This window comes from Kocuria sp. ChxB, from assembly GCF_044359605.1.
GTDB lineage: Bacteria > Actinomycetota > Actinomycetes > Actinomycetales > Micrococcaceae > Kocuria > Kocuria rhizophila.
Map to the genome: position 1 here is coordinate 868,611 of NZ_CP121123.1, position 15,636 is coordinate 884,246.

The 15,636-nt window shown below is 69.9% G+C and carries 12 protein-coding genes and 1 riboswitch; of the genes, 9 read left to right on the top strand and 3 right to left on the bottom strand.

Features of this window, described 5'->3' with window-relative positions:
- The first annotated feature begins 239 nt into the window (after positions 1-239).
- The 4 genes from P8S73_RS03755 (at position 240) to P8S73_RS03770 (ending at position 3,832) form a co-directional block, all read left to right on the top strand.
- Positions 240-773 carry a DUF2087 domain-containing protein gene (locus P8S73_RS03755; RefSeq protein WP_102613229.1) on the top strand — a complete coding sequence of 178 codons (534 nt, stop codon included), beginning with the start codon at positions 240-242 and terminating at the stop codon, positions 771-773.
- Positions 770-1,942, top strand: coding sequence for an MFS transporter (locus P8S73_RS03760; protein WP_183085945.1), 1,173 nt, complete (start codon positions 770-772; stop codon positions 1,940-1,942). Before P8S73_RS03755 ends, P8S73_RS03760 begins: the two co-directional genes overlap by 4 nt.
- Before the next feature lie 128 nt (positions 1,943-2,070).
- Positions 2,071-2,850: an amidohydrolase gene (locus P8S73_RS03765; RefSeq protein ID WP_102613231.1), complete on the top strand. Its 780-nt coding sequence runs from the start codon at positions 2,071-2,073 to the stop codon at positions 2,848-2,850.
- Between the two features lie 100 nt (positions 2,851-2,950).
- The gene (locus P8S73_RS03770; RefSeq protein ID WP_102613232.1) at positions 2,951-3,832 is read left to right on the top strand and encodes a serine aminopeptidase domain-containing protein; all 882 of its coding nucleotides are present in this window, start codon (positions 2,951-2,953) and stop codon (positions 3,830-3,832) included.
- A gap of 223 nt (positions 3,833-4,055) precedes the next feature.
- Here the strand turns inward: P8S73_RS03770 and P8S73_RS03775 are convergent, their stop codons facing one another.
- On the bottom strand, positions 4,056-5,654 hold the full coding sequence (locus P8S73_RS03775; protein ID WP_019309550.1) for an L-lactate permease: 1,599 nt from the start codon (positions 5,652-5,654) through the stop codon (positions 4,056-4,058).
- A 260-nt stretch (positions 5,655-5,914) separates the two neighbouring features.
- Complete coding sequence (thiC, locus tag P8S73_RS03780; RefSeq protein WP_223246063.1) at positions 5,915-7,669, bottom strand: phosphomethylpyrimidine synthase ThiC; 1,755 nt, start codon at positions 7,667-7,669, stop codon at positions 5,915-5,917.
- Between the two features lie 95 nt (positions 7,670-7,764).
- A riboswitch (TPP riboswitch) is annotated at positions 7,765-7,876 on the bottom strand.
- A gap of 199 nt (positions 7,877-8,075) precedes the next feature.
- Between thiC and P8S73_RS03785 the strand changes: the two genes are divergently transcribed.
- From P8S73_RS03785 to P8S73_RS03805, 5 genes are all read left to right on the top strand, one after another.
- Complete coding sequence (locus P8S73_RS03785; RefSeq protein WP_102613234.1) at positions 8,076-8,972, top strand: hypothetical protein; 897 nt, start codon at positions 8,076-8,078, stop codon at positions 8,970-8,972.
- 265 nt (positions 8,973-9,237) lie between these two features.
- On the top strand, positions 9,238-9,900 hold the full coding sequence (locus P8S73_RS03790; RefSeq protein WP_396350519.1) for a succinate dehydrogenase cytochrome b subunit: 663 nt from the start codon (positions 9,238-9,240) through the stop codon (positions 9,898-9,900).
- Positions 9,900-11,888, top strand: a complete 1,989-nt coding sequence (locus tag P8S73_RS03795) for a fumarate reductase/succinate dehydrogenase flavoprotein subunit (RefSeq protein ID WP_290147717.1) — start codon at positions 9,900-9,902, stop codon at positions 11,886-11,888. Before P8S73_RS03790 ends, P8S73_RS03795 begins: the two co-directional genes overlap by 1 nt.
- A 13-nt stretch (positions 11,889-11,901) precedes the next feature.
- Complete coding sequence (locus P8S73_RS03800) at positions 11,902-12,651, top strand: succinate dehydrogenase/fumarate reductase iron-sulfur subunit (protein WP_058955256.1); 750 nt, start codon at positions 11,902-11,904, stop codon at positions 12,649-12,651.
- A gap of 435 nt (positions 12,652-13,086) precedes the next feature.
- A complete protein-coding gene (locus P8S73_RS03805; RefSeq protein WP_168165702.1) occupies positions 13,087-14,124 on the top strand; it encodes an IS30 family transposase in 1,038 nt (345 codons plus the stop codon).
- Positions 14,125-14,204: 80 nt separating this feature from the next.
- On the opposite strand, the gene P8S73_RS03810 is transcribed toward P8S73_RS03805, so the two are convergent.
- Entirely contained in the window at positions 14,205-15,635 is a 1,431-nt protein-coding gene (locus tag P8S73_RS03810) for an anion permease (protein ID WP_290147716.1), read from the bottom strand.
- Position 15,636 lies beyond the last annotated feature (1 nt).

The window sequence follows — 15,636 nt, forward strand, 5'->3', positions numbered from 1 at the left end:
ACTCCGCCCAGGACAGACCTCGGCTCCGGTTCGCACAACCATCTCCGCTGCCACCGAGCACCCGCATGTGATGTGGCATACTCACGTCCAGACGGCGTGAACCGACGCCCAGCCCGCGCACGGACCCCAGCTCCGGCGCCCCGGCGAAGGGGAGAAGATCCTCGGTTCCTCGAACTGCTGTCCGTCCTCGTCCCGCCGGGCGATCACGCTGGGGGTGCATGGCCCGGTCCAGGTACGAGATGACTCACCACAGCGACTTCAAACAACTGGTCCGCGCCCGCATGCGCGCCACCGGTCAGCCCTACACCGCGGCCCGCGCCGACCTCCTGCGAAAGAACGACGCCGCCGCCCCACCTCCCAGCCCCGCGCTGCCTCCCAGCTCCGCGCCGTCGGTTCCGGACGCAGCATCCGAGCAGTGGCAGCGTGCCGAGGCCGAGCACCGCAGGGCCCTCGGCCGGTTCCTCCACGACGGCCGGGTGGTCTCCGTCCCGGCCCGCCGCAAGGCCCGCGTGCACGTGCTGCTGCACCTGCTCTCGCTGTTCTCCGCGGGGCACACGTACACGGAACCCGAGGTGAACGACGTCCTCCGCCCCGTGGTCGAGGACTGGGCGTTCTGGCGCCGCGAACTCGTGGAGTACGGCTACCTGCAGCGTGACGCCGGGCGCTACTGGCTCCCGGAGGAGGTGCCCGAGCGCACGGCCAACATGCAGCAGGAGGCCCCCGCGTGGGAGGCCCTGTGGCTGCCCACGCACCTGGGGGACCGCCGCGCGTGACGGGCGCGCCCACACGCCACGGCCTCCGACTCACGGTGCTGCTGGCGGGCCTGCTGCTGTCCTCGTGCGGGGACGACGTCGCCGCGGTCGCCTTCTCCCTGCGCGCCGCCCAGGCGGGTTCCCCGCAGCTGCTCTCCGCGATCCTGCTGGCGCAGGCCATTCCGTCCCTCGCCCTGGGACTGTTCGGCGGCGTGCTTGCGGACCGCTCACTGCGCTGGTGGTGGTGGCCCGCCTCCCTGGTGGTCCAGGCGGGACTGTTCGGCCTCATGGCCGTGGCCCGGCAGGATGTCGTGGTCGTGGGATGCGTTGCGGCGGCCAGTTCGGTCGCGGCTCTCACCGGACCCGTGGCGAACAAGCTCATCGCGGTGCACAGCCGGGACCACCAGCGCACGGGCGGGCACCTGGCCACCGTCAACGGGCTGTCCCAGGCCCTCGGTGCGGCACTCGGGGGTGTGGCGTTCGGGGTCGGCGGGATCGCGCCACTGCTGCTGGTCAACGCCGCCACGTTCCTGGCCCTGGCCGCCGTCGCCCTCGGCGTCACCGGCCGCACCCCCGTCCCCCTGGACACTTCCCGCGAACGCGGCGTGTGGCTCGGCTTCCGACGCCTCGCGGCCCCCGGGGCGTTCGGGATCGCCGGACTGGTGCTGCTGAGATGGACCGTGTTCGCCACATCGCTCGAAGGGGTGGCCGGGGTGTTCGCCCTCACCGGCCCCGCGGGGTGGACCGCCGCGGCGGTAGGTCTCGCGTGGGGACTGTGGGGGCTCGGAGTCGTTCTCGGTGGGCAGCTCGCGGGCCGCGCACCCGGCACGACGACGCCGCTGCTCGTCACCGGCGCCGCCACCATGGGTGCCGTGTTCCTCGCGCTCGCCGTGTTCCTGCCCGGTGCGCCGTGGGGCGTGCCCCTGTTCCTGGCGGGCGGTGCCGCCAACGGGGCCTTCAACGCGGCCGTGTCCCGCACCATCCTGGACGCCGTCCCGGTCACGGAGCAGGCACGGTGCTGGGCCGCGTACCGTTGGATCGTGACACTCTGCCTGGTCACCGGGTACGCGGCAGGTGGCGCGTTCGGTGTCGAGCACGGCGTCCTGGCCCTCGGACTCTCCGGGGCGCTCGCGCTCTCCGGCGCCGCGGTGCGGGTGCTCAGGGGTGCGTGGCCTCGACCGGTGCGGTGAGCACCGCACGGCCCATGGAACGGTGGCCGGGACGGAGCTCGCACGAGACCGCACGAATCGTGCGCGAGGCCAGCGGGCGGCGTCGTTCCGGCCGACTCAAGCGCACCACGGCACGAGAGAGGGAGCCCATGGAACAGCGCGTGTTCGACTCGCACCTGCACATCATCGACCCTGCCCATCCCCTGGTGGAGAACCGCGGGTACCTGCCCGAGCCGTTCACCGTGGCGGACTACCGGCGGCGCGTCAGCGGTCTCGGGATCGCGGGCGGGGCGGTGGTCTCGGGGGCGTTCCAGGGCTTCGACCAGGGGTACCTGATCGAGGCGCTGCGCGCGCTCGGCCCCGGGTTCGTGGGCGTCACCCAGCTCCCCGCGGACGCCGACGACGCCCGGATCCTCGATCTCGACCGCGCGGGAGTGCGGGCGGTGCGGTTCAACGTGGCCCGCGGCGGGTCTGCTGACCTGGACGACCTCGAACGGCTGGCCCGGCGCGTTCACGAGCTGGCCGGCTGGCACGCGGAGTTCTACATCGACGCGCGCAGCATCGACGAGACGCTCTCACGGCGCATTGCCGCGCTGCCCGCGGCGAGCATCGACCACCTGGGGATGCACGAGGACGGGCTGCCCGCGCTGCTGCGGCTCGTGGAGCGCAGCGTGAAGGTCAAGGCCACCGGCTTCGGCCGTGCCCACCTGGATCCCGCCGCGGTGGTGCGCGCGATCGTGGACGTGGACCCCACCGCGCTCATGGTCGGCACGGATCTGCCCTCCACCCGGGCGGAGCGGCCGTTCCGGGACGAGGATCTTCGGGTGATCGAGGGGGCTGTTCCTGCGGAGCACGTGGAGAACGTGTTCTGGGCCAACGCGGCCCGGTTCTACCTGGGCTCGGGCACCGGTGGCCACCGGGCGGAGTAGGTCCAGGCACCAGCGCTGCGCGCCGACCGCTCCCGTCACAGGGCTACGACCGGTGCTGGAGCCCGTGGCGGCGCATGCTTCGTACCCTAAAGTAACTTTCATGCGAGACGCCCAGAGCACCCCCGTGCGCATCGAGAGCCTGTCCGTCCCCGTGGGATCCGAGACCGTGGTCGGCACGGTGTGGCTGCCCGCGGAGGAACCTAGCGGCGTCGTCGTGGTGCACCCGGCCACCGCGACCCCGGAACGGTTCTACAGGGCGTTCGCCGAGTACGTGGTGGGGCGCGGACTCGCCGCCGTGACCTACGACTACCGCGGCACCGGGCGCTCGGGCGATCCCCGTGAGCACAGGCACCTGCGCATGCGGGATTGGATGGGCGGTGACGTGCCCGCGGTCGCCGCCTGGGCGCGTGCCCGGTTCCCGGACCTGCCGGTGACGGCGGTGGGCCACAGCATCGGTGGGCACGCCATGGTGCTGGGACAGGGCCTCGAGGCGCTCGACAGGTTCGCCATCGTGTCCTCCCACGTGGCGGACACCCGCACGGTGACCCCCGCGAAGGAGAAGCTGCGCGTGGCTGCGATGCTCCACGTGGTGGGTCCCGCGATCAGCCGAACTCTGGGGTACATGCCCGGTAGGAAGCTCGGGATCGGCGAGGACATTCCCGCGGCAGCCATGATCGAGTGGGGCACGTGGGCTCGCCACCGGGGCTACTTCTTCGACGACCCGTCCATGGACGCCCCGGCCCGGGCCGCGTCGGTGACGCAACACGTCCTGGCCCTGGGCGCCTCGGATGACTCCTGGGCGAGCCCGGCGCAGATGACGGCGCTGACCGCACGGCTCACGTCCGCGACCGTGGAGCACCGCACGTACGCTCCCGAGCAGCTGGGGGTCGCGCGGATCGGCCACCACGGCCTGCTCCGCCGCGCAGTGGGCGAGGCCGTGTGGCCCGAGCTCCTGGACTGGCTCACCGCGCCTCGTTCGTGAGGCGGTGACACCGGGTCACCCGGTGGGCGCGGAGGCATCCGTCTCCGCGAGGGGACGCAGGTGCGGGACCGGCGGTGCGGCGTCGTCGTCCCCCGGGCGCAGCACGTCCGGCTCCTTCTGCACATGAGCCAGCGTGGCTCGAGGTGTGCGGAGCCAGTATGGCGCGCGGCGCCCACCCTGCAACAGGGTGGGCGCCGCGAGGCCGGTGTGGCGTGTGGGTGGCTCAGACCATGGTGAGCCCGAACGTCCACACGCACATCACCGCAAGCATGCCCAGGCTGTACATGAGCGAACCGCGCATGATCTCCGCCTCGCGGCCGTTGAGGCCCACGGCACCCGCCGCGATCGCGATGGACTGCGGGGAGATCACCTTGGCAGTGGTGCCGCCGGCCGTGTTGGTGCCCACCAGCAGGGCCGGGCTGGCCCCGATGCCCTCCGCGGTGGCCACCTGCAGCGGCGCGAACAGCGTGTTGTTGTTGACCACGGAGCCGGTGAGGAACACCCCGATCCAGCCGATGATGGGCGCGAACAGCGGGAAGATCGGCCCGGCAGCGGCGAGCGCGGTGCCCATGGCGGTGGAGCCGCCGGAGTAGTTGGCGATGTTCGCGAGCATGAGGATCACGGCGATCAGCACGATGGCCGGGCCCAGCGCCTTGAGCGCGCCGCGCAGCTCCTCCACGAGCTCCTTCACGTGCAGCTGCGGGGTGGTGAAGAAGGTGATGAGAACCGCGATCAGGATGGCGGTGCCGGTGGCGCCCAGGATGGAGAAGGTCCAGGTGGCGTTCACCACGGTGCCCGCGGCGGTGGTCACGTGGCCGGTCAGTCCGGGCATGGGCACCTTGAGGGTGGTGAACCCGAGGGCACCCTTGGTGAACAGGTGCTGCACGGCGGGAATGGACCACACGAGGATCACGCCGGTGAGGATGTAGAACGGGCTCCAGGCGCGCACCACCTCTCCGAGGGGGTGGCTGGCCTCCGCGGTCTCGGGGGCCTCAGGCGCGCGGGACACCCGGCGCGGGGACCACACGTGGCACAGCGCGAACAGGGACACCATGGCCAGCAGACCGGCGGCGAGGTCCGCGAGCTCGGGGCCCATGAACCACAGCAGTCCGCCCTGCACCAGGCAGAACACCGCGGAGGACACGAGCGCCGGGAGCCAGGTCTCGCGCAGGCCGCGCAGGCCGTCCACCATCCACACCAGCAGGAACGGCACCAGGAACGTGAGCGGCTGCAGCAGGATCACCATGGCCCGGGAGAGGTCCTGCACCTCCATGCCGGTGACCTGGGCGCCCACGAGCACGGGGACACCGATCGCTCCGTAGGCACCCGCCGCCACGTTGGCCACGAGGCACAGCACCGCGGCGCGGACGGGCGGGAAGCCCAGCTGCACGAGCAGCGCGGCGCAGATCGCAATGGGCACGCCGAACCCGGCCACGCCCTCCAGGAACGCGCCGAACGCGAAGGCGATGAGCAGCACCTGGATCCGCTGGTCAGCGGACACCCCCGCGATCGAGGAGCGGATGATGTCGAAACGCCCCGAGCGCACGCTCAGCCGGTACAGCCACACGGCCATCACGATGATGTACGCGATGGGCCACAGCGCGGTGAGCAGGCCCAGCAGACCGGCCCCCGCCACGGCGGTCACGGGCATGTGGAACACGAACAGCGCCACAAGCACCTGCACCACCAGGGCGATGACACCCGACTTCAGGCCCGTGAGCTTGAAGAGCATCATGCACGCGAGGAACACGACAATGGGAATGGCGGCCACCAGGGCGGTCAGGGGCAGGCTGCCCAGGGTGTCGAGCGATTGGGTCCACATGGCGTCCTCCACGACGTCCGGCGAGTGGGCGGGTTGAGACCCAGGCCGCCGACGACGCCGCTGGGCACCCCCGGTCGCTCACGGTCGGGCAGGCGCGCCGCGGGGTGGATCGGGAGCCGCGCAGACTCCTGCCCCACCGTCCACGGCGCCCTACCACAACGCCTTGATCACGGGCTCAACGCTAGTCCTGCGGGGGCCGTTTGATGCCTGGCCACCCCGAGAAAATCGCCAAGTGTGAGGCAATACACCCGCCGGTGAGATCAGGGACGCACGGGCTCCTCGCCCCGGACCGTGGGTTCCGGGAGGTACACCTGTCCCCCGGCGGCGAGGAACTCCTGGCTCTTGCGCTGCATCCCGGCGATCGCGGCCTGGTTCTCCGCGCTGCCGTAGGTGTCCCGGATGTCCTGGGAGATGCGCATGGAGCAGAACTTGGGCCCGCACATCGAGCAGAAGTGGGCGGTCTTGGCGGGCTCGGCGGGCAGGGTCTCGTCGTGGTACTCCTGCGCGGTCACCGGGTCCAGCCCCAGCCCGAACTGGTCCCGCCAGCGGAACTCGAAGCGTGCCTTGGACAGCGCGTCGTCGCGTTCCGTGGCGCCCGGGTGGCCCTTGGCGATGTCCGCGGCGTGGGCGGCGATCTTGTAGGTGATCACGCCGGTCTTGACGTCGTCTCGGTTGGGCAGGCCCAGGTGCTCCTTGGGGGTCACGTAGCACAGCATCGCGGTGCCGTAGCGAGCGATCTCCGTGGCACCGATCGCGGAAGTGATGTGGTCGTAGCCGGGAGCGATGTCCGTGGCGAGCGGGCCCAGGGTGTAGAACGGGGCGCCGTCGCACAGCTCCTGCTGGCGCTCCACGTTCTCGCGGATCTTGTGCAGCGGGATGTGGCCGGGACCCTCCACCATCACCTGCACGTCGTGCTCCCACGCGCGCTTGGTCAGCTCGGCGAGGGTGTCCAGCTCGGCGAACTGGGCGGCGTCGTTGGCGTCCGCGATGGAGCCGGGGCGCAGGCCGTCGCCCAGGGAGAACGCGACGTCGTACTGCGCGAAGATCTCGCACAGCTCGTCGAAGTGCGTGTAGAGGAAGTTCTCCCGGTGGTGCGCCAGGCACCAGCCGGCCATGATCGACCCGCCGCGCGAGACGATCCCGGTGACGCGCTCGGCGGTCAGCGGCACGTAGCGCAGCAGCACGCCCGCGTGGACCGTCATGTAGTCCACGCCCTGCTCGCACTGCTCGATCACGGTGTCCCGGTAGATCTCCCACGTGAGCGCGTTGGCGTCCCCGTCCACCTTCTCGAGCGCCTGGTAGATGGGCACGGTGCCGATGGGTATCGGGGAGTTGCGCAGGATCCACTCGCGCGTGGTGTGGATGTCGTTGCCCGTGGAGAGGTCCATGAGCGTGTCCGCGCCCCACTTGGCGGCCCACTCCAGCTTGGCCACCTCCTCGCTGATGGAGCTGGTCACCGCCGAGTTGCCGATGTTCGCGTTCACCTTCACCAGGAACTTCCGCCCGATGACCATGGGCTCGGACTCCGGGTGGTTCACGTTCAGCGGGATCACCGCGCGCCCGGCGGCCACCTCCTGGCGCACCAGTTCCACGTCGCACTGCTCCCGCAGCGCCACGAAACGCATCTCCGGGGTCACGACGCCGCGGCGCGCGTAGTGCATCTGGGTCACGCACCTGCCGGGCCGGGCCCGCCGGGGCTCCGGCTTCCTCCCCCGCCACTGCTGGGACGGTACACCGCGGCGCACGGCGCTGCGGCCGTCGTCCTCGAGCTTGAGGCCGCGGGCCTCGTAGACCTCGGTGTCGTCCCGCTCCTCGATCCACGGCGCCCGCCAGGGCTCCAGCCCCTCCTCCGGGACGCTGCCCGGGCCCATCGTGCGGTACACCTGCAGCGGGTGGTTGGGTGTGCCGTCCGGGGCGTCCAGCTGGTGGATCTCCGTGACGGGCACCTGGATGCCGTGCTCCGTGTCCTCCAGCCACGCCAGGCGGTGGGACTCGTGCTGCTCGGTCTGCTGGATGGTCTTGTCCCCGGGGGCGTCCTGTAGGCCGTTCTCCGTGGAGGTCTCGGACGTCGCAGAGGTCTCGGGGGCAGATGTGCTGGGGGTGTGCGAAGGCAAGGCCGTTCCTCACTTCCTACGCCGGTACGAGCCGGTTCAGGTTCGACGGTCCCGGGCAGCACTGGCCCGATCTCAGCCCCCGCGTCTGGGGCTCCCGTGTGGACGGTCACATGTCTAGCACACATCCGGCGGTGAGAGGGCGACCCCGCAGCATTCCCTTGGCTGGCCTCTTGCCGCCGTGATCGCGGCCCGTCCACGGCGCCGCCACGCCCGTGGCAGTATCGTGGCGCGCGAGGCGGGTCGTGCGGTCCTGATCGCGCCGTCCTGCCCGTGCCTCAGCATCCCCCTGACCAAAGGCTTGTCCCCCATGGCCCTGACCGTCCGCAAGAAGCGCTTCATCGGGCGCATGATCGGGCACGCCACCAACCCGGTGCGGGTGCACTGGCGGACCTGGCGCCGTCAGGAGCAGCGTCACACCATCGGTGGCGTGGAGATCGTGCTGCCACCGGAGCACAATCTCCCCTACTACCAGCGCCGGGATCCCACGTACGACGCGTACGCCATCGACCTGCTCGCCCGGCTCGCGGCCGGGAACCGGCACGTCGCGGTCATCGACGTGGGGGCGAACGTGGGAGACACCGCGGCCGCCGTCCTCGCTTCGGACCCACGGAGCTCGGTGATCAGCGTCGAAGGTGATCCAATGTTCCTCGGCTACCTGGCCCGCAACCTGGCTGCGCACGCCGAGCGCGCCACCGTGGTGGAGGGGTTCGTGGGACCGGTGGGCACGCGGGTGTCCTTCAGCCGCGCCGGCTCCACGGGCGGGTTCCAGCCGGAGGAGGGCGCCGGCGGGCACGCCGTCGAGGACTGGGTCTCCCCCGCATCGCTGCTGGCCATGCCCGCCCCCGAGGACCTGGTGGTGTGGAAGAGCGACATCGACGGCTTCGACATCCACGTGTTGGTGCACCACTGGGACGCCATCGACTCCCGCTGCGACGTCCTGTGGTTCGAGTACGACTCACCGCGCACCCTGGGTGACCGCGCCGACGACGAGCGCCTGATCCGGGCCCTGGCTGCGAGCGGTCGCACGCTTCTCGTCCACGACAACCTGGGCCGCCGCATGGTGCAGCTGCCGCCCGGTGACAGCACTGGGCTGCGCACGCTCTCCCGCTGGCTGCACGAGCAGGTGGACGGTCACGTGGTGGTTCCATACCTCGACGTGTGGGCCCTGTCCCCTGAAGCGGTTCAGCTTCTCCAGTGCGACTGAATCGACGACCGAAAACGATCCCGAGAATTGCTCAGACTGCTGATAAACAGGCGCAGTGCACTGACCATTGACGCGTCGACAATTACGCGGGAAATACGCTGACCCGCCCGCCCCATTCGCCGTCTTTCGCAGCTCCCAGGAGTAGCGTGAAACACGTACCTGACGACTTCAAAGACTGCGGTTCAGGCACTGACGAGGGGCGATCATGACGGCAACTGTGCACCGAGACCACCGGACATCTTCCACACCGGGCAGACGCCTGCCGGTGTCGAACTTCGCGGCGAAAACCACGATGGCCGTCACCGGACTCATTTTTGTGGGATTCGTGTTCGTCCACATGTACGGCAACCTGCACATCTACCGCGGGCAGGAAGAATTCGACCACTACGCGCACTGGCTGCGCGAGATCGCCATGCCGCTGCTGCCCTACTCGGGCATGCTGTGGATCCTGCGGGTGGTCCTGCTGGTCAGCCTGGCGCTGCACCTCGGGTGCGGCCTGCTGCTGTGGACCCGCGCCCGCCGCGCCCGTGGGGCGTTCCCCCGCAAGGGCCTCCGGCGTCCGGACGCACTGATGGCGCGCTACATGCTGGGCACCGGCATCGTCATCCTGCTGTTCGTGATCTTCCACATCCTCGACCTCACCCTGGGGGCGCCACCGGCCGCCACCGGCTCGTTCGAGGCCGGCTCGGCGTACGCCAACCTCGTCGCCAGCTTCCAGCGCCCCGTGGTCGCGGCGTTCTACATGCTCACGATGCTGGTGCTCACCGCCCACGTGGCCCACGGCACGTGGACCGCCGCCAACGACCTCGGTGCCACGGGCAGGCGGCTGCGCCAGGTCGCCGCCTGGGTGGCCGGGCTGGTGGCGATCGCCATCTGCGTGGGCAACGTGACCATCCCCCTCATGGTTCTGCTGGGAGTGATTCAGTGATGACGGCATCCACGCAGGCCCAGGCCCTGCTCGACGAGCTCCGCACGGTGGGTTCGGACCTGCCAGGGCTGCAGGCGGAGGTCCCCGCGTCCCAGATCTGGGCGGACCGGCGGCTGCACTACCGCCTGGTCTCCCCGCTGAACCGCCGCAAGTTCACGGTCATCGTGGTGGGCACCGGTCTCGCGGGGGCGGGCGCCGCCGCGGCCCTCGGGGAGCTCGGGTACAACGTGGAGTCCTTCACGTTCCACGACGCCCCGCGGCGAGCGCACTCGGTGGCGGCCCAGGGCGGCATCAACGCGGCCCGCGCCCGCAAGGTGGACAACGACTCCGTGGCCCGGTTCGTGAAGGACACCGTCAAGGGCGGTGACTTCCGGGGCCGCGAGGCGGATGCCTGGCGCCTGGCCGAGGAGAGCGTGCGGGTGATCGACCACATGAACGCGATCGGCGCCCCGTTCGCCCGCGAGTACGGCGGCCAGCTGGCCACCCGCTCGTTCGGTGGCGTGCAGGTCTCCCGCACGTACTACACCCGGGGGCAGACCGGCCAGCAGCTGCAGGTGGCCGCCGCCCAGGCACTGCTGCGGCAGGTCTCCACGGGGCAGGTGAACCTGCACACCCGCACGGAGATGCTGGACCTGATCGTCGCGGACGGCCGCGCCCAGGGCATCGTGGTGCGCGATCTCATCACGGGAAAGATCTCCGCGGTCACCGGCGACGCCGTGGTGCTGGCCACCGGCGGCTACGGCAACGTGTACTACCGCTCCACGCTGGCCAAGAACTCGAACGTGACGGCCGCGTTCCGGGCCCACCGGCGCGGGGCGCTGTTCGCCAACCCGTGCTTCATCCAGTTCCACCCCACGGCACTTCCCGTCTCCAGCGAGTGGCAGTCCAAGACCACGCTGATGAGCGAGTCCCTGCGCAACGACGGCCGCATCTGGGTGCCCGTGCAGCCCGGGGACGAGCGCGCGCCCAAAGACATCCCCGAGGACGAGCGCGACTACTACCTGGAACGCCGGTACCCGGCCTACGGCAACCTCACGCCCCGCGACGTCGCCAGCCGGGCGGCGCGCACCGAGATCGACGCGGGCCGCGGCGTCGGGCCCCTGAAGAACTCCGTGTACCTGGACTTCCGGGACGCGATCGAGCGGCTCGGAAAGAAGGTGATTGCCGAGCGCTACGGCAACCTCTTCGAGATGTACTCGGACGCCACCGGCGAGGACCCGTACGAGCAGCCCATGCGCATTGCACCCGGCGCGCACTTCGCCATGGGCGGACTGTGGAGCGACTACGACATGATGACGTCGGTCCCCGGCCTGTTCGTGGGCGGCGAGGCCGGCTGGGGCTACCACGGGGCCAACCGCCTGGGCGCCAACTCGCTGCTCTCGGCGTGCGTGGACGGCTGGTTCACGCTCCCCTACTCGGTGCCGAACTACCTGGCCCCGCTGCTGGGCCAGGAGAAGCTGTCGGTGGACGACGACGTCGTGCGGGCCGCGGTGGCCGAGGCCGAGGCGGGCGTGCAGGCGCTGATCGACATCGGCGGCACCCAGGGCCCGGAGCGCTTCCACCGCCGCCTGGGCGACCTGCTCTACGCGAAGTGCGGGGTCACGCGCTCCGCTGAGGGCCTCGCCGAGGGCCTGGAGGGCATCCGCGCGCTGCGCGAGGAGTTCTGGACGGACCTGCGCGTCCAGGGCCGCCCGGACGGCTTCAACCAGGAGCTCGAACGGGCCGGCCGGGTGGCCGACTACCTGGACATGGCCGAGCTCATGTGCCTGGACGCGCTGGACCGGGACGAGTCCTGCGGGGCGCACTTCCGGGACGAGCACCAGACCGAGGGCGGCGAGGCCCAGCGCGACGACGCCCACTGGCTCTTCGCCTCGGCGTGGGAACGTACCGTGTCCGGCCGCGCCGCTGCGCCCGGTCCGCGCTACGTGCGGCACCAGGAGCACCTGGAGTTCCCGAGCGTCCCGCCCGAGACCCGCGACTACCGATGAGAGGACCATCCTCATGAAACTCACGCTGAAAGTCTGGCGGCAGGAGTCCGGCGCCGAGGGCGGGCACTTCGAGGAGTACCCGCTGGAGGACGTGGGGCCCGAGTTCTCGCTGCTCGAGGCGCTCGACAAGCTCAACGACGACCTCGTGGCCCGCGGCGAGGACCCTGTGGCGTTCGACTCGGACTGCCGCGAGGGCATCTGCGGTGCGTGCGGCGTCACCGTGGACGGCAGGCCCCACGGCCCCCAGGAGAAGACGCCGTCCTGCCGGCAGCACCTGCGCTCCTTCGAGGACGGCGCCACCGTGCAGCTCGAACCGTTCCGCAGCGGCGCGTTCCCCGTGGTCAAGGACCTCGCAGTGGACCGCAGCGCGCTGGACCGGGTGATCGAGGCCGGTGGTTTCGTGTCCACCTCCGTGGGCACCGCCCCGGACGCGGACGCCATTCCCGTGACCCACGAATCCGCGGAGTGGGCCCTGGACCTGGCCGCGTGCATCGGCTGCGGTGCGTGCGTGGCGGCGTGCCCCAACGGCTCCGCCCAGCTGTTCGCCGGATCCAAGACCATGCACCTGGCCACGCTGCCCTCCAGCCAGAAGGAGCGCAGCCGCCGGGCCAAGGGCATCACGCGCGCCGCCGAGGAGGAGTTCGGCCCGTGCTCGGTCTACGGCGAGTGCGCGGAGGTGTGCCCCGCGGGCATCCCGATCACCGCGATCGCGGGGCTCAACCGGGAGAAGCTGCGGCAGGTGCTGCGAAACAAGGACGACTGACCCGGCCGCTTTCCCCAACAGACGACGACGCTCGGTGCCCCTGGGGGTGGGTTCTAGCGATCCCCGCAACACCCTGAATTTCAGGGAGTTGCGGGGATCGTGTTGTCAGATGAGTTGAAGGTGGCGTTTTTCCAGGCGCTGGAACGTGGGGATGGCAGCATCACAGTGGCTGCTCGCGATGTTGGTGTGAACCGGAATACCGCATACGGCTGGGCACGTAAAGCAGGGATCCGTGGTCGCGGGATCCCCAGCACCGGGCCGCACCCGCGGAAGGACGAGTACTTTCAGCTCAGGGCCGGAGGCCTCTCGCGGCGTGAAGCGGTAGCCATCGTCGGAGTCCATGAGCGCACCGCGCAGGAATGGGACCGCGGCATCAAACACACGGGCCATGTCCGCATCTATCCAGATGGCCGCCGGGTGGACTACAACACCGGTATGACCACACTCCTCGCGGGTCCTGCGCTACCAGCTCTGGAAGCCCAACTAGATCCCCGCTTCCTCACGCTGAAGGACCGGGAAGTGATCGCTGACCTGCACCGTGCTGGCCACAGCTTGCGTGCGATCGGCCGAGCGTTGGGCAGGCCGGCCTCGACGATCAAACGCGAGCTCGATGCCCGTTCAGTGGACGGGGCGTACCAGCCGTATGCCGCTCAGCGTGGCTGGGCAGCATCTCGGCCCCGGCCGAAGAAACCCAAGCTCTGCCTGCCTTCCCGGCTGCGGGACTACGTCCAGGACAAGCTCATGCTGCGGTGGTCTCCGGAGCAGATCAGTCACACTCTGGTCAAAGAGTTCCACGACGATGAGAGCATGCGAGTGAGTCCCGAGACTATCTATCAGGCCCTCTACCTCCAGGCCCGTGGCGGTCTGAAACGGGAGGTCGCAGCCGCGCTGCGCACCGGCCGGACCCGCCGCAAGCCCCACAAACATCCTGATCAACGCACCTCGCGGTTCGTTGATCACATGGTGATGATCTCCGACCGCCCACCGCAGGTCGAGGACCGGGCCGTGCCCGGGCACTGGGAAGGCGATCTCATCGTGGGCCCCGGCAGCGCCTCGGCGATCCTCACCTTGGTCGAGCGTTCCACTCGCTACGTTCTGCTGGGGCACCTGCCCGGTGGCCACAGCGCCGAGGAAGTCCGAGATGTGCTCACAGCGCTGATCACCACGTTGCCCGCACACCTGCGGGGCTCACTGACCTGGGACCAGGGATGCGAGATGGCACGGCACAAACAATTCACGGTCGCGACAGGGGTGCCGGTGTACTTCTGCGACCCCCACTCACCATGGCAGCGCGGTAGCAACGAGAACACCAACGGCCTGTTGCGTCAGTACTTCCCCAAGAGCACCGACCTTCGGCCTTACAGCCCGCAGGACCTCGAGCACGTCTCACAGGAACTCAACGCACGCCCACGCAAAACGCTCAACTGGGATACCCCAGCCGAGCGTCTGCGTGATCTACTGACAACCACATAACCATCAGGTGTTGCGAGGACCCCTAGAAACCGCCGGGAGGGCACCGAGCGTCGTCGTGCTGGGCGGGTTTGCGGGGCGGACTACATGGCGAGGTCGCCGAGGATCCACATCCAGCCGCTGCCCACCACGGTCCAGATGATGATGATGGCCACGGACATGATGAAGGCGACCTTGAACCACTCGGAGACCTTGACGTACCCGGAGCCGTAGACCACCCCGGACGGGCCCGAGGCGTAGTGGCTGATGGCGCCGAAGAGGTTGCCGATGTAGCCGAGGGCGAGGGCCGCGAACATCGGCGGCGCGCCGGCGGTGATGGCCGCGCCCAGGAACACGCCGTACATGGCGACGATCTGCGCGGTGTTGGAGGCGAACATGTAGTGCGCGTAGAAGTAGACGAGCGCCAGGATGGCAAAGGCAACAGCCCAGGGCATGCCGCCGACAGCGCCGGAGACCACCGAGCCGATCCAGGTGATGACGCCCAGGTTGTTCAGGTTCTCCGCCATGCCCACCAGGACCGCGAAGAAGATCAGGGTGTTCCAGGCGGAGCCGTTCTTGGCCATGTCGTTCCAGGTGAGCACCTTGGTCACCAGCAGCACCGCGATGCCGACAAAGGCCGCCGTGGTGGCGTTGACACCGATGGCCGTGCCGAAGACCCACAGCAGCAGGAGCAGCACGAACGTGGCCGCCATGATGATCTCACCGCGAGTCATGGACCCCATCTTCTGCAGCTCGCTGCGGGCCATGGTGGGTGCTTCCGGCGTGCTCTTGAGCGTGGGCGGGTAGACCTTCATGAGCAGCCACGGGACCACCGCCAGGCTCACGAGGCCGGGGATCAGCGCGGCCAGGGCCCACTGGCCCCAGGAGATGTGAACGCCGAGCTTCTCGGCGGAGGCCACGGCCAGCGGGTTGCCGGCCATGGCGGTGATGAACATGGCGCTGGTGATCACGTTGACGTGGGCGGCGGTGAACGTGAGGTAGGAGCCGAGCTTCCTGCGGGACTCGTCGGTGTCCGGGGTGGAGCCCTGTACCTCCGCGACGGAGCGGACGATCGGGTAGATCACGCCGCCGGCGCGGGCCGTGTTGGACGGCGTTGCCGGTGCGAGCAGAAGGTCCGTGACGGCCATGCCGTAGGCGATGCCCAGGGGCGACTTGCCCAGCACGGACAGAAACATCAGGGCGATCCGGCGGCCCAGCCCGGTGAGCAGGAATCCGTCCGCGATGAAGAACGCCGCGACGATGAGCAGCACGGCAGAGTTGGAGAAGCCGCTCAGTGCCTCCCCGCTCTTGACATCCATGGCGCCGGTGATCATGGCCGTGGCCAGACCGATGAGCGCCACCGACGGGGTGGGCAGGGGCTGCAGGATAAGCCCCAGGATGGTTGCGACGAAGATGCCGAGCATGTGCATGCCGCGGGGGTCCACGCCCTCCGGCGCGGGGATGAAGAAGATCACCGCCCCCACGAGGAGCATGAGCCCGAACTTCCAGAGCATGGAGACGGTACCCCGACTCATG